Origin of the sequence: Butyrivibrio hungatei NK4A153 (assembly GCF_000424465.1) — a bacterium.
Classification (GTDB): Bacteria; Bacillota; Clostridia; order Lachnospirales; family Lachnospiraceae; genus Butyrivibrio; species Butyrivibrio hungatei_A.
On record NZ_KE384197.1, the window covers coordinates 79,835 to 95,354 of the forward strand.

Below are 15,520 nucleotides of genomic sequence, written 5' to 3' on the forward strand. Positions count from 1 at the left end.
TTAGCCGTAGTACTCTTTATACCACTTTGCGAATTTCCTAAGTCCCTCCGTAAGCGAAGTAGAAGGCTTAAATCCAAAATCATTTTCAAGAGCCGTCACATCGGCATATGTAATCTCAACGTCGCCCGGCTGCATAGGTACAAGCTCTTTGTGTGCCTCGAAATCATAATCACTTGGAAGAACTCCCGCAGATATAAGTTCTTTTTGAAGGATATCGACGAAGTCCAAAAGATTGACGGGATCGTTGTTCCCAATGTTATAAACTTTATACTTTACACCGTTCTCATTTTCATCGGGAGACTTCTTCATAACGTTCACGATACCTTCAACGATGTCGTCAACATATGTGAAATCTCTTTTACACTTACCGAAGTTAAAGATCTTGATGGTCTCTCCCTTGACAAGCTTGTTAGTAAATCCAAAATAAGCCATGTCCGGTCTTCCGGCAGGTCCGTAAACCGTAAAAAATCTAAGTCCCGTTGAAGGAATTCCGTACAGCTTTGAATAAGCGTGGGCAAGAAGCTCATTTGATTTTTTAGTCGCAGCATAAAGAGATACCGGGTTGTCAACCTGATCCTCAACGCTGTAAGGAATCTTCTTGTTGCTTCCGTAAACGCTTGAGCTTGAAGCATATACAAGATGAAGAACGCCTTTATATGAGTCATCTGTTACATCCTCATCATAGGAATGTCTGCACGCTTCAAGAATATTGTAGAATCCGATAATATTGGAATCGATATACGCATCGGGATTTTCAATCGAATATCTGACACCCGCCTGAGCCGCAAGATTTACGACAACTTCAGGTTTAAACTCTTTAAAGATCTTATCGATAACACTTCTGTCTGAAATGCTGCCTCTTACAAGTGTAAAAGACTTAGAATCCCCGCCTGTAAGTTCATCAATCTTCTTAAGTCTGTCCTCTTTGATCCCTACATCGTAGTAATCGTTCATATTGTCTATTCCAAGAATAGAAATACCTGTATCTTTATATTTTCTTATAAGTTCAAGCACGAGATTCGATCCGATAAAACCGGCTGCTCCCGTTACAAAAACTCTTTTTCCGCTAAGATCTATATTACTTGCTAACATTTTTAACCTCTTATTCGGCTCCTCTTCCAAAGAGCACGACATAAACAGTCTTCAAAATTATCCTGATATCCTCAGTAAGGCTCCAATTATCAATATACTCAAGATCAAGCTTAACCACTTCATCGAAGTCAGTGATATCACTTCTTCCGCTTATCTGCCAAAGTCCGGTAAGCCCCGGAGTCATGGAAAGCCTTCTTCTGTAATGCTCGTTATAATTCTTAAATTCTTCTTCCGTAGGCGGTCTTGTTCCCACGAGACTCATCTCACCCTTTAAGATATTAAGAAACTGTGGAAGCTCATCAAGGCTTGTCTTTCTGATAAAGGCACCGACCTTGGTAATTCTGGGGTCATCCTTCATCTTGAACATAAGTCCGCTCATCTCGTTCTTATCGGCAAGTTCCTTCTTGCGCTCCTCGGCATCTATATACATTGACCTAAACTTATATATCTTGAAACGCCTTCCGTTCTTCCCTATTCTTGTCTGGGAAAAGAAAACAGGTCCCTTTGAGTCGATCATTATCGCAGGTGCAAGAAAAAGTGTCACGATGCCTGTAATGATAAGTCCTACGATGCCACCGAGTATATCAAGTCCTCTCTTTATAAAGAGACGCTTATAACTTGTTCTGTTCATCGAATACGTAAGAACCGAGTAATCGAGGAAATCATCAAACTGCGTATTGGCCTTGCCAAATCCCGGGAGCTCCAGATTATAGTGAGTTGTGATTCCCATCTCCTCAAATCCCTGAATGATATCTTTCATATCCTTCTGCGGAATATTGGGAGTATTTATAAATACTTCATCGAAGGGATCCGTTATAAGACGCGATGTCAGATTATTTATTCCGTCATGGACATGTATACCGTCTATGTACCACGGATCACTTGATGATTTCTGCGTATCTGCTTTTTCTTTACTTATACCGCCCGTGCTCTCCTCTTTTGCATCCGCTGCATAAGCTCTTACAATCTTATAGCCAAGATTACCGGCATTACCGATCAATTTGCGGACGGTATCTTCCATAAGATTCCTCTCGGCTACGACAACCACACGAACCGCATTGTTATCACTCGAAATGTATTTCCTAAATATATCCTTAAAGATTATTCGCGCAAAATAAGTCAGAAGAATATCTAAAAATACGAATATGACAACAAAAAGTCTCGATACACTCTTTCCCCAGTTAAATAAGAATATAACAACAGAAGATGCCACCAACATTACAGTTATAAATCTTACAATGGAAAAGAACTCCCTGATATATCCTCTTACTGCAAAATCCCTGTTCCAGTCAGCAAGAAAAGAATAGACAACACAAAACAGAAGAAAGACAACACATACAAGACGATGTTCTGTCTCATCTCCGTACCCCTCTATATTTGGGAATCTGCTCCAAAATACATGCAACATATAATCACTGTATCTAAGCCATGTGGCAAATGCATATGAAATTATGATACATGCCATATCTATCAGCCAAAGCATGTACGTTTGAAATGTTTTATTTTTATTACTCATACTGAACCATTATAGCATGATTTCGCAATAATCACCCTATTTTATGTTCTCTCGCTCATGCTAAGGCGTATCACCCAATATTGTCTTTTTTCTTTCGAACCGCTCCAACTCCGCAATATGCAGAAAAAACAGCTATCCCCGTCCAGACGCCGACACTCATGATCTTCTTCCTGTACTCTCCCACAGCAAGCGTCTCATCATATTTGTACATAGGCTTATCTTCGCCCGCATAGTCAAGAACAATATCGCCTTTTTTCCTGAAATCATCTATCTCTTCAGATGTATAATACTCCGGCGTCATGCCAAGACTCTTATTGCTTTCATCTCTTTCTCTTGCGCCATATAAAGCAGTGGGTTCATTGGTAAGCGCAACATAGATAACCGCCATAGCAGCTCCTGCCAAAGCCCCTATCGCGATACGTTTTATCAAAGCTACGACATAAGCTTTGTCAGTCACACCTCCGTTTACACGATCATCCTCATTCTTACCGACCTCTTCCCCACCAAAAGCTCTTTCATTTGCGGCACCTTCGTTTTCAGCCACTTCGATACAGCTTAAGAATTCATATATCGCACTTCCCATGAACACATATGTGAAATTTTTTGCAGAAAGATTATACAAAAGAGGTTCCCAGATTCCTATAAACAGCATTGCCATCATGATCGCAATCTCTGCTCTTCTGTCATTTGCAATGCACCTGTTCATTAGAAATGTCGTGAGCACAAACATGACAACAAAAGCCACTATTCCAAGCTGCAAAAACAGATATAACTGCGACATATCAATCCCGTAGGTTCTGTAACTCTCATCAGGATTTATCAGCCTTGTTCCAAACAACGATAAACTATTATTACTCCAAAAATATTTTGCGAGCGCAAATCTTGTATTAAATATTTTGCCGTTAAAAAAGTCAAAGAGCTTATCGGGAAGTATGTGCGGTAGCACGATAGAAATAAAAGCCGTTACGGGAAATGCCGCATAACTTACGATTTTTTCAAAAAATCTCATTTTCTTTACAGAAAAAAGATAGAAATTTACCACGACATAAAGAACGCATGCAAGCACGCCCGTCCTGCTGCCCGAGTACTGAAAGATGTACAGATTAAACATAACACCCGCCAGCGAAGCCATGAAAAGAAGGCGTTTTGCATTTTCTTTTCCCTTAAGCCAAACCGTAACAAGATATATGCTCATCATTGTGAGCATTATCGCGTTCATATGAAGTGTGTTGGGATGAGCGTATCCGAAAGCATGCCTAAACATTGTTCCCGCTCCGTCCCTTGTCTGGGGATAGTATTTCTCAGCCGCAAGTCCAAATGCTCCCGTAAAGATCCTGAAAAGAATAAGAGGCCCCGCAACCAGCGCTCCACATCCGATCACTTTTTTGGCCTCAACTTTTTTCATTCCGAGCATCATCATGAAACACTCTATAAGACCTTTGTGCCCCGTATGATAATATACAAGTCCGGCAACAAGCATAAGTGCCCCAATAACCGCATATTCCTTGGCAGTGTGTCCTGTAACCAATAGTTTACACAAAAATAAGAATGCACATATAACGAAAACTGCCTTGATCTGCGACATTCCGTCATACCATCCGAAAGCTCTCGATCCTACCGCTATAGCAAAGAAAAGTAAGTATATCCTCTCCCCTATCTCTTCCTTGCCATGTAACGCCAAAAGCATTCTCTGCATTCTTATCTTTAATTCAGTCATATACTTTATCCTTATTATTTTTTCTTTTTGCTAAAAGAATCCTTTATCAAATAGCAAATAAACTTTGTGTTGGTCACAAAGTAGCGCTTAAAAAGTCGCTCGGGATCCTGAAAAAGTCTGTAAAGCCATTCAAATCCAATCTTCCTGATCCAGACAGGAGCTCTTTTAATTGTTCCTCCGTGGAAATCAAAGCCTGCACCGACGCCCATCATAACGCCGTTTATTTTATCCTTATGCGCAAGCATCCATTTTTCCTGCTTGGGCGCACCAAGTCCTATCCAGACTATATCCGCCCCCGATGAATTTATCATCTCAATATCCGCTTTATCTTCCTCTTCGGAAAGAGCCCTGAACGGAGGCGAATACATTCCGGCAATATTTATCCCGGGATATCTTTCAAGAAGGTTCTTGCGAAGTTCCTTAATTGTTTCTTCCGACGATCCGTAGAAATAATGTGATACGCTTCCATCCGTCGTATCTCTGAACATATGCTCCATGAAATCAGGCCCCGCAACTCTTTCAGCTCCGATATATCCTTCTTTTTGCTGAAGCTTTGCTATAGGATTACCGTCCGCAAAAGTAAATGCCGAGCTGTTAAGAACCTCTTTGTACTCGGGATTCTCCCTTCCCATAACAGAAGTATGCACATTGGAAAAACAGATATATTTTCCCGAAAGTTCTTCTAAATGAGTAAACACATGAAAGACTGCTTCTTCCGTCCTTGCAACCGCATATTTTATCCCAAACACATCAAAGCGTTCGCTTCGCACAGATGCAGGAATTGATGCATAGTCATCTACATCGGTTACTATTCCGGATCGTACATTATACTTATTTAAGTCAAGAGCAATATATGTTCGTATTCCGCGCCTTTCCGCCTCTTTCAGAAGCTCTTTTGCCGACTCATCATTTTTTTCAGCTCCGATAAGCAGCATATCGTCACAGCCGGATACATAATATTTCTCAATGATATCAACAATATCCGTAACAGGAAGCGTAACTTTGAAAGTCTTTCTGTCTCCCATGGAAAGAAATCTTTCCTTGTTCTTTTTCCTGTATATCATCCTGATAATATAGGAATAAAAGATGCCAAGAGCAAAAAACAAACCTATAACAATTCTTGAAGAGTCGCTTTTCATGGCATACAGATACATCAATAAAAATATAATGATCGCACATTTTCCTGTAAGGACCGACATCAGGTTCTCAAACGGATCCTGCAAGAATATATGATCTTTTCTGCAGTCATATAACAAAAACACGATTACCTGTAAGATACAGCAAATAACAACAACCGAAACGTACAGTCCGTCAAACATTTCATACCATTTTGTCGCCAGCTCGCCATATCTTATTATGAATGCCGAAAACCAGGACAGTAAAAGAGCTGTCTCGTCCAAAATAAATATTCTTTTTACAGGAAACCTTTGTTTTTTATAATTATTCATTATATATGTGTGAATCTCCTAAGCTATTATTTATCGCAACCACATCCGCCGCAATCCTTAAGTCCGTTATTGGCAACCGCATTAAAGTCACAAGTACTGCACTTATCGAGTTCCTCCTTGGACACCTTGCCATCCCTGTAATCGCGCACGACTTTAAGTTCATACATTGAGTAAGGCTTCTTCATAAACAGCGCCTTGATCTTGTGGCGTATTACCCACCATGCGGGAACCCAGATATATTTGTGCATAGCGGGAGAAACAGATCCTATCATCCAGCAGTCCCTGTCACAACATCTCACAACTTTTCTCACACGCTCAGCCTGCTCGCTGTTCCAGAGTTCATCCCAGGTCTGATCATTCAGATTACCCATAACTTCTTTATCCTTTGTTCCGTTACATGGCATAACATCGCCGTAGGGATCGATAAAGAATGTATCAAAACTCATATCGCAGGGAAGAAGTCTCTTTTGCCCGTAAATATAATTGATAAGCCCGTGATTAAAGTATGCTCTGAACCACTTCTTGGGGCTGTTTGATTTAAGGAGCATATTGACCAGATTTTCAAAATTCTGCGCAACCATCGGTCTGTCCTTAATTATATTCTTGGCTTCAACGAAATAAAAACTGTTATGAAGTGACGCTGTCGCAAACTCCATGTCAAGTTCATCGGAAAGCTTATAAAGCTCGCAAAGATCGGGTGCGTTCCTGTCCTGCACCGTCATACCGAATCCCACGTCCTTCATCCCCATCTCGCGGAGCTTCTTAAGTGTCGTATAGCCTCTGTTAAAGCCATCGGGAAGTCCTCTGATCTCATTATTCGTCTGCTCAAGTCCCTCGATTGAAATGCGGATACCGATATCGGGAAACTCCTTGCACAAGTCAATTATCTTATCGGTAAAAAAGCCATTGGTCGATATAACTATTCTGTCACTCTTTTTCCTAAGCTCTCTTACTATATCCTTTATATCTTCACGAATAAAAGGCTCTCCGCCTGTAATATTTGTAAAATACATCTCCGGGAGCTTCTTTATCGTCTCAATTGATATCTCATCCTCAGGTCTCGACGGCGCCTTGAACCTGTTGCACATGTTGCAACGCGCATTGCATCTGTATGTAACTATAACCGTTCCGTTTAATTTCTTTGACATTTTTATTACCTTTGTTTCAGTATGATTTCACCATTTTATCTTACAGTGTATGTTTAACTTTGTCATGCATAATCTATAGAACGCATTATAAATTACAACACCTCACCTGCACCAAGCTGATATTTCAAAAAACTCATATTTTTCTCTTCAATATCAATTCTTACCCAAAGCTCTTTGGCTCCACGAATAACCGGAATCTTAGATACTACTATTGTTTGAGTATCGTTATAATCTATACTTCGGGTGATCTCTCGATGATAAAGTCCACCATTTCTAGTCATCCAATCAAACACAACCCTCATTGATACTTGTAACGAATCAATATCTATTTCAGGATTTTGTTTCATAGCTCTATGTAAATAATCCCTCTTGCTTTTGGTATTTGAAAATCTTATCCCCAGAGAATCCCCGTGATAATCGCAATCAGAAATGAACAAGCCATTGCTTTCAAACATATCATCCTTCATTACTTTTATCATTTCTTTATACTTATAGAAAGTACGATGATTTTTCTCCCAAAGCATATTGCACAAAGTCTGTTTCTCAACTTCATTTCTACACGCTATGCCAACAATAGATTTATCTATTTCATAATACTCATGACAAACTATTTCTGCATGTCTGTATGCTACATCCTCTTTTAAAGGAACTCCCCCTCCGTAAATTCTGTCAAAATCCAACTTTTCAAAATCAGAAACAGTATTATACATCGTTGTACCATAACCCGCCTGACTGATTCCTGAAAATTGTGTATTCGGATCACTTAACAACTTATTGAGGTCAAAAATAAGAAACACCGGTACAGGAACATTTGCATTTGTATCACCATCATATCTGAGTTTATAATGTTTAAATCCTTCATTATGAAACTGTGTTGGTGTTAACGGCCGAAAATAAAATCTTACATACGAAGTAATTTCCGGACTCGTCATGTCAATCACCTGTCTGCTTGCATTATCATTTTTCATCAATTTCAAATTACCGGCATTTATTCTGCTATAAATCCTACCGGACGTTAAAATCCCAACAGCATTACTGATATCTGTATAATGGTACGCATATCTCGGCCACCATCTAACATATGATCTGTCAAAATTCTTTTTTATTATTTCACTGTACATTGTTTATTCCTTCCAAAGAGTAAGATCTGCCAAGGCCGGAATTTAATTGATATCCATTCACTTGCATATCGTCATCATTAATAACAACCTTGCTAAGATACCCCAAAGCAAACATCAATCCATAAAAATAATTCCATAAGACTTTTTCATCACTTTTTACTATTCCCTTATTACGAATATAATCCCAACATTCAAAGAGATCATCTTCAGATAAAAACTGATCTTCTTTGCCATTCTGTGAAAAGACTATTCCATTATTCCATATAATGCTAATAGTACTTCCGTCGTAATCAAAAGAATATGGAACTATAGAGCAGTTATATCGAATATCATCACATAGGCCGTTAAATGACAAATCTTTTGCATTCTGTCTTAGCCAGTTTACAATATCAGTCTGATTCTTGTGTTCCGGTATAACATCCTTAATCACCCCCGTATAGATATAGATATCAATCGGTAAATCCTTAAGATATTTTTCCATAAGAGGCTTTACATCTTTCCAATCAAGCTCTCCATTACCACATCCAAGTTTAGGAAATGCGATTGAAGTAATTCCATACTCTGCATAAATTTTTGTAAACCTAATAAGCCCCTGCTCAATATATTCAAGCCTTGATGGTGATCTCCAGTGTTCTTTTGTTGGAAAATTCAGTACCCAGTGATCAGCCTCATAGAAAAGCATCAAGCGCCCTGTTTTTAGTCGTTTCTTTTCACATGCAAGCTTATAGCTCTCAAACATAGCAGGATAGCGCTTCTTAAACTCAAGCGCAATACCCTTTCCCATAACACCGACCGTGTTCACTGTATTAACTATTGTCTGCGCAGGACCGGTAAATATATCTCCATCCAAATATCTGATCATCTTTAATCCCCCAACTCAATTCTTTCACCATCCGGCAACACAAATGCGCACTCCAATTTACACCCTGTCACCATTGCAATTTCTCTCAAATCGGAAACCGTAAAACTATCTCTTTTACACTTTTGTCCAAAAGCCTGTGGCGACTTATCAAGCCTTCTACCTATTTCAGATATAGTTATATCATTTTTTATTGCAAGTATTTTAAGTTGTTTATCAATGCTCATATTTCTTTCTCCTTACCCACAAGTATAAACAGAAACATTTATTACTTCAACATTTGTATTTATTTCCAATCACCAACTCAAATATATATTAAAACGTATCCCAATAACACAAAAAGGAACTCAGATCATTTGAGTTCCTTTTTGTGTTATTGCTTCTGCTTTTTCCATACCATTTTGACAAAGAAGGCTTAGTCTGAGTCAAAATGATATTTTCATAAGCTTACCGGTCATCCCATACTTATACAAAGTTGACGACATATATTTTGCCAATAGTTCATAATAATCTATATTCTCTTCTGAAATAGGATTCCAATCAGGCGCAACAAGTACAACCTCGGCTTCCCCTTTATTATCAGCATCTATAACAGCATCAAGATAATTCTCATATAGCTTTTCATATGCCTGAGAATCATTATAACTGCCCAGCAGAAGCTGGTACAAATAAACAAGTCCCCAAAATACTGATCAGAGCCAGCAGCTTCTTCATGATTCTGATGAAGACTTTGACACTGGGCTTTTCATTTATTTTACTACTACAGCGCCAAGAATTTTTAATCCGAGATTCTCCGATAACTCAATTTCTTTAGCAATGTTCTCATAAACTGATTCTCCGATGCTTTCAAAGAAAACAATCCCATCATATCTGGATATTTTATCAATTGAAGCCGGATCACTTATTATATTCAACGCCGAATCGGCTGAAACCTCTTTTTCTTTTAGAAAAACTTTTATACGTGAAATATAATCCGGCGTACATCCTTGAGACAATGATGTACACAGTAAAATATCCTTTGCCCTTCCTGTATTTGCAAGTGCCATGATACTACTGCAAATAACTGCAAGTCCTTCATCATTTTGCTTGTCAACAGAGCCCAGAATCGGAAGCTTAAATGCTGTACGCAAGTCATCTTCTGTCTTAAGCATTGGAGATAAAAGATATTTTACAGCAAGTATGAACATCATTATAAACGAGCCAAATATGAATCCAGCCAAAGAATTCCTTACCGTAAAATTGCTTTCATTTTCACTTTGAACTTGTTTGTCCTCTTTCTTTTCTCTTCCAATCAATTTATTATATACTTTTTTTTCATCTTCACTAAGCAAACTATAAACTGATTGTTCCGAGCCAAACTGCCCTGATGTTGCCATACCAAGCACCTCAGTCTTATATTTCAATGCTTCAGCAATATCCTTATCCATTTCACCGTTTGCACCAATTTTATCTATATTAGCATTAATATCCTGCCTTACTGTCTCATAAATCTTTTGGTAAGTCTGATAAGCTTCAACCGCAGTATTAACCCTCTGTAATTCAACATCAGTTAATACAGGTTCATCCGAAAGCTCTGGTTCCACTTTTGTATTATCAACACATATAAAACTGTATCCTACACCAAGCAAAGTTCCAATTACGGCAAATATAACAATCTTCTTCCAAAACTTAAATATATAATGAAAAAAATCTTTAAGATTCAGTTCCAAATTATCCCTATAATTTTCCATCACGTACACACTCCTCAAATAATTCTTTTTCTTAAGACCATCTAATTGTCAACTATATGCGGAATATCTCAACAAAACTTTTGACATGATCCATTATTTATAACTGCTCTGCAATATCTTTTATTGTACGCCCAAAACCTCTCAATAATCTCATGGATTACTGCTTTCTCCACACCATCTTATTTATAATACCTACATAAGACTGAATAATCTTCACAACCTTTGTGCTCACATTGGTATCAACATAATCAGGAACCGGAATTCCGTTATCACCTGTTTCAACCATCTCAACTGCAAGTTCAACCGACTGCTCAAGTCCCTGTTCATCTATACCTGAGATAACAAAGCATCCTTTATCAAGAGCCTCGGGGCGCTCGGTGGAAGTTCTTATACATACGGCAGGAATCGGATGACCAATTGATGTGTAGAATGATGATTCTTCCGGCAAAGTGCCTGAGTCTGACACTACAGCAAAAGCATTCATCTGAAGACAATTATAGTCATGGAATCCCAACGGTTCATGCTGTATAACTCTGGAATCAAGTTCGAACTTACCGTCTGCTTTCATCTGCTCAAGGCGCTTTTTGGATCTAGGATGACATGAATATAAGATTGGCATATCATACTTATCAGCAATTGCATTTATAGCATTAAACAAGCTAAGGAAATTCTGCTCAGTATCAATATTCTCTTCTCTATGTGCAGAGAGAAGGATATATTTTCCTTTTTCAAGTCCAAGTCTCGTGTGAATATCAGATGCCTTTATTTTATCAAGATTATCAGACAATACTTCTGCCATAGGGCTTCCCGTTACATAAGTTCTCTCCTTTGGAAGTCCGCAATCAGCAAGATATCTGCGTGCATGCTCTGAATATGCAAGATTAACATCAGAAATAATATCAACAATTCTTCTATTGGTTTCTTCAGGAAGACACTCATCCTTACATCTGTTTCCTGCTTCCATATGGAAAATAGGAATATGAAGGCGCTTTGCTCCTATAACAGACAGGCAGGAATTAGTATCACCAAGAACCAGAACAGCATCAGGTTTAGCCTCTGCAAAAAACTGATATGACTTGGCAATAATATTTCCCATAGTCTCTCCAAGGTCATTTCCAACAGCCTCAAGATATACTTCGGGATCGGCAAGCCCCAGGTCTTTAAAGAAAACACCATTCAGATTGTAATCATAATTCTGACCTGTATGTACCAAAAGCGTATCAAAATATTTACGACATTTATTGATCACTGCCGCAAGTCTTATGATTTCCGGCCTTGTACCTACAATTATTGCAAGTTTGATCTTGCCATTATTCTTCCAATTATATGAGCTCATTTAATTCACCTAAACTTAAACATTGCCTTTCTCAGGATTAATCTTCTCATCACCATCTCTATTAACTATTTCATAAAATGTATCCGGATGTCCGGGATCAAAAATCTCGTTTGCCCACATAACGGTTACAAGATCGTGCGTTTTAGAGAGATTGATTATATTGTGTGTATATCCCGGAATCATCTGAATTGCCTTCATCTGTTCACCTGTCACTTCAAATTCGATAACAGGATATCCCTTTTCTGTCTCAGGATCTATACCGATTCTGCGAAGCTGAATAAGACCATGTCCTGAAACAACTATAAATGTCTCCCACTTACTGTTATGCCAATGTTCTCCCCTTACAATTCCGGGCTTAGCAACATTGATACTAACCTGTCCATGATCCAAAGTTCTTATAAGCTCTGTAAATGTACCTCTGTTATCTACGTTGGATTTAAAACTATAGCACATCTTCTCCGCCGGCAAATAGGACAGATATGTACTGTATAACTTCTTTGCAAAAGAATTATTCGGAATAGACGGAACCATAAGTGTCTGAGGCGCAGTCTTAAATGACTCCAGAAGATCCACTATCTCACCCAAAGTTACATGATGCGATGTAGGTACATAGCAGTACTTACCGGTCTCATTTGCAATAGGATCAACGCTTCCTGATGAAGTGTCATAATCGCATCTATGCTCTTTTCCTTCAAGAGCATCAAGCATCTCTTCAATAAGATCATCAATATAAACCAATTCCAATTCAGTATTTCTGTCATTCACCGTGTATTCAAGGTCATTTGCAAATGCATTACAAAATGTTGCTACCGCTGAATTGTAATTAGGCTTGCTCCACTTGCCAAATAAATTGGGAAATCTGTATACAAGGACCTTACTCCCTGTCTCTTCCTGATATTTCAAAAAGAGTTCCTCACCTGCCAGCTTACTTTTTCCATACTCAGAGTCCGCAAATCTTCCGATAAGTGAAGCCTGAATTGAACTCGATAACATTACAGGACAAGTGTTGTTCTTTTTCTTAAGTGTATCAAGAAGCTTTGAGGCAAAACCAAAATTTCCTTCCATAAACTCTGCCTGGTCTTTTGGTCTGTTTACACCTGCAAGATTAAAAACAAAATCTGCTCTCTCACATGCAAGCTCAAGTTCTTCATCGCTTGTTCCCAAGTCATATCCATATATTTCTGTGATCAACAGATTTGGTCTTGTATTATTTCTTCCATCTCGTATGTTCCTAAGATTCCATACCAGATTGCGCCCAACAAATCCGTTAGATCCGGTAACCAATATTCTCATAACTTATGCCTCCACAGCGTGTGGTCTTCCTTCAAGTTCTTCCTTAACATAATCAGTGCCCATAATCTTAGCTACGACACCATCCACGTCAAGCCTGTTTGTATTATGACTTGTATAAGCCTCATCGCCCTGAGTCATAACCTGACCTTCCACATAGAACTGATCATAATTAAGACTTCTTCCGTCAGGAGCTATTCTGAAATAGTCTCCCATATCAGTAGCACGAAGTCTCTCTTCTCTTGTCATAAGAGTTTCAAACAACTTCTCACCGTGTCTTGTACCGATAACCTTGCATTCGGTTTCTCCAAACACCTTCATGACACCCTTAGCAAGGTCTCCAATTGTACTTGCATCAGCCTTCTGAATGAACAGATCTCCGGGTTCAGCATGCTCAAATGCAAAAGCAACAAGATTAACTGCCTCATCAAGATTCATGAGGAATCTTGTCATCTCCGGATCTGTAATTGTAATAGGACGTCCTGCTTTGATCTGATCTATGAAAAGAGGAATAACCGATCCTCTACTGCACATAACGTTACCGTATCTTGTGCAGGAAAGAACTGTACCGCCTCTCTCGAAAGCCTTCTGTGCTCTTGCTGCAACAACTTTCTCACCTAGTGCTTTAGACATTCCCATTGAATTAATAGGATAAGCTGCCTTATCTGTACTAAGGAATACAACTCGCTCAACTTTATTCTCTACTGCAGCTGTTATAACATTATCAGTTCCGATAATATTTGTCTTTACTGCCTCCATAGGGAAAAACTCGCATGACGGAACTTCCTTAAGCGCAGCAGCGTGGAAAACATAATTGGCCCCATACATCACATCACGTACAGAATCTATATTTCTTACATCTCCGATATAGAATTGAACCTTAGAAAACTGTTCAGGATACCTGGCCTGAAGAATATGTCTCATCATATCCTGTTTCTTCTCGTCACGAGATATAATCCTGATCTCCGCAATATCTGAGGTCAGAAAATGCTTTAGAACAGTTGATCCAAATGATCCTGTTCCTCCAGTGATGACTAATGTTTTATCTTTAAATGACTCCTTTATACTTGACATTATTACTTCTCCCAAATATCTCTTAATTCAATATTTCAATCACGTTATCAGTTACCTTTTTCAACTCAGCCTCTGTAATATTAGTACTGCAAGGCAATGTTATTATTCTCTGCCATAAGCTCTCAGCTACAGAAACATCACTCTTAGGACAATCAGCGTATGGTTTCTGCAGATGTACCGGTTTCCAAAATGAACGCACCTCAATTTCTGATTCTTTTAATTTAGCACATACTCTCTTGGCGTCCTCAAGATGTGCTCCTTCAGGTAAAACGATACCTGAAAACCAACATGATGATCCGTCTGTCGTCGGGAAGAATGTTATACCCTTATCCTGAGCCCAGCTTTCTAATTTCTCCTCATAATATGCACGAGCTCTGCGCTTAGCATCAATGAAACTGTCCAATCTCTCCATCTGTGCCACACCGATAGCAGCCTGAACATTTGTCATACGGTAGTTAAATCCAACCTCGTCAAAATCATAATCAGGCCACACGCGAGCTGTCGTAGTAAGATGTCTTACATGATCAAGCCTATCCTGATCACAACCAACAACAGCACCGCCACCGCCGCATGTAATGGTTTTATTTCCATTAAAAGACAGAACACTCAAATCCGCCAATGAACCGAACTTCTTTCCATCATATGTTGCCCCGATCGCACAAGCAGCATCAACAACAAGCGGAATACCATAATCATCGGCAATCTTTCTGAATGCTTCCATATCAGGAACATTTCCCAAAGTATACACCGGCATCAGTGCCGCAACTCGTTTACCATTTTCTTTATGATACAACATTCCATCAGCACGTTTCTCACAATGCTTTTCTATTTCACTTCGAACCAATACAGGATTAAGACACCAATCCTCTTCACTAATATCCATCAACCATGGATCAGCTCCGCAATGACGAATTGCATTAGCCGATGCTATAAACGTAAAAGTCGGGATAATAACCAACTCTCCATGCTTTACACCAACCGATGTCAAAGCAGAATGAAGTCCTGTTGTTCCGGAACTTGTTGCAACCGCTCCTATACTGCCTGTTGATTCTGCCACCATCTTCTCAAATTCATTAACATACTCTCCAACTGATGATACAAATGTTGTATCAATGCAGTTATCAAGATACTTTTTTTCATTTCCGTTTAAATTCGGTATTGCCAACGAAATCATTTCTCTTCCTATCCT

At 39.0% G+C, this 15,520-nt stretch carries 14 protein-coding genes; all 14 read right to left on the minus strand.

Annotated elements, in window-relative coordinates; all coding sequences use genetic code 11:
- The 14 genes from G628_RS0114365 to G628_RS0114430 all read right to left on the minus strand — a co-directional run bounded on the left by G628_RS0114365 (window position 1) and on the right by G628_RS0114430 (window position 15,505).
- The gene (locus G628_RS0114365) at window positions 1-1,092 is read right to left on the minus strand and encodes a GDP-mannose 4,6-dehydratase (RefSeq protein WP_027209419.1); all 1,092 of its coding nucleotides are present in this window, start codon (window positions 1,090-1,092) and stop codon (window positions 1-3) included.
- A 10-nt stretch (window positions 1,093-1,102) separates the two neighbouring features.
- Entirely contained in the window at window positions 1,103-2,608 is a 1,506-nt protein-coding gene (locus G628_RS0114370) for a sugar transferase (RefSeq protein WP_027209420.1), read from the minus strand.
- 70 nt (window positions 2,609-2,678) lie between these two features.
- Window positions 2,679-4,325 (minus strand): O-antigen ligase family protein, encoded by a 1,647-nt coding sequence (locus tag G628_RS0114375; RefSeq protein WP_027209421.1) that lies wholly within the window; start codon window positions 4,323-4,325, stop codon window positions 2,679-2,681.
- A gap of 14 nt (window positions 4,326-4,339) precedes the next feature.
- Window positions 4,340-5,773, minus strand: a complete 1,434-nt coding sequence (locus G628_RS19220) for a WecB/TagA/CpsF family glycosyltransferase (protein WP_242827238.1) — start codon at window positions 5,771-5,773, stop codon at window positions 4,340-4,342.
- 26 nt (window positions 5,774-5,799) lie between these two features.
- On the minus strand, window positions 5,800-6,921 hold the full coding sequence (locus tag G628_RS17605) for a radical SAM protein (protein WP_034462065.1): 1,122 nt from the start codon (window positions 6,919-6,921) through the stop codon (window positions 5,800-5,802).
- Window positions 6,922-7,013: 92 nt separating this feature from the next.
- Window positions 7,014-8,042 (minus strand): DarT ssDNA thymidine ADP-ribosyltransferase family protein, encoded by a 1,029-nt coding sequence (locus G628_RS0114390; RefSeq protein WP_027209423.1) that lies wholly within the window; start codon window positions 8,040-8,042, stop codon window positions 7,014-7,016.
- Entirely contained in the window at window positions 8,032-8,904 is an 873-nt protein-coding gene (locus tag G628_RS18320; protein ID WP_051199232.1) for a macro domain-containing protein, read from the minus strand. Before G628_RS18320 ends, G628_RS0114390 begins: the two co-directional genes overlap by 11 nt.
- Before the next feature lie 2 nt (window positions 8,905-8,906).
- A complete protein-coding gene (locus G628_RS0114400) occupies window positions 8,907-9,128 on the minus strand; it encodes a DNA-binding protein (protein WP_027209424.1) in 222 nt (73 codons plus the stop codon).
- A 198-nt stretch (window positions 9,129-9,326) separates the two neighbouring features.
- On the minus strand, window positions 9,327-9,569 hold the full coding sequence (locus G628_RS0114405; protein WP_027209425.1) for a hypothetical protein: 243 nt from the start codon (window positions 9,567-9,569) through the stop codon (window positions 9,327-9,329).
- Window positions 9,570-9,650: 81 nt separating this feature from the next.
- The gene (locus G628_RS0114410) at window positions 9,651-10,631 is read right to left on the minus strand and encodes a hypothetical protein (RefSeq protein WP_027209426.1); all 981 of its coding nucleotides are present in this window, start codon (window positions 10,629-10,631) and stop codon (window positions 9,651-9,653) included.
- Between the two features lie 157 nt (window positions 10,632-10,788).
- Window positions 10,789-11,967 (minus strand): non-hydrolyzing UDP-N-acetylglucosamine 2-epimerase, encoded by a 1,179-nt coding sequence (gene wecB, locus G628_RS0114415; RefSeq protein WP_027209427.1) that lies wholly within the window; start codon window positions 11,965-11,967, stop codon window positions 10,789-10,791.
- Between the two features lie 15 nt (window positions 11,968-11,982).
- Window positions 11,983-13,260 (minus strand): NAD-dependent epimerase/dehydratase family protein, encoded by a 1,278-nt coding sequence (locus G628_RS17615; RefSeq protein WP_051199233.1) that lies wholly within the window; start codon window positions 13,258-13,260, stop codon window positions 11,983-11,985.
- A 3-nt stretch (window positions 13,261-13,263) separates the two neighbouring features.
- On the minus strand, window positions 13,264-14,331 hold the full coding sequence (locus tag G628_RS0114425) for a polysaccharide biosynthesis protein (RefSeq protein ID WP_026513913.1): 1,068 nt from the start codon (window positions 14,329-14,331) through the stop codon (window positions 13,264-13,266).
- A gap of 22 nt (window positions 14,332-14,353) precedes the next feature.
- Window positions 14,354-15,505 carry an aminotransferase class I/II-fold pyridoxal phosphate-dependent enzyme gene (locus G628_RS0114430; protein ID WP_027209428.1) on the minus strand — a complete coding sequence of 384 codons (1,152 nt, stop codon included), beginning with the start codon at window positions 15,503-15,505 and terminating at the stop codon, window positions 14,354-14,356.
- Window positions 15,506-15,520 lie beyond the last annotated feature (15 nt).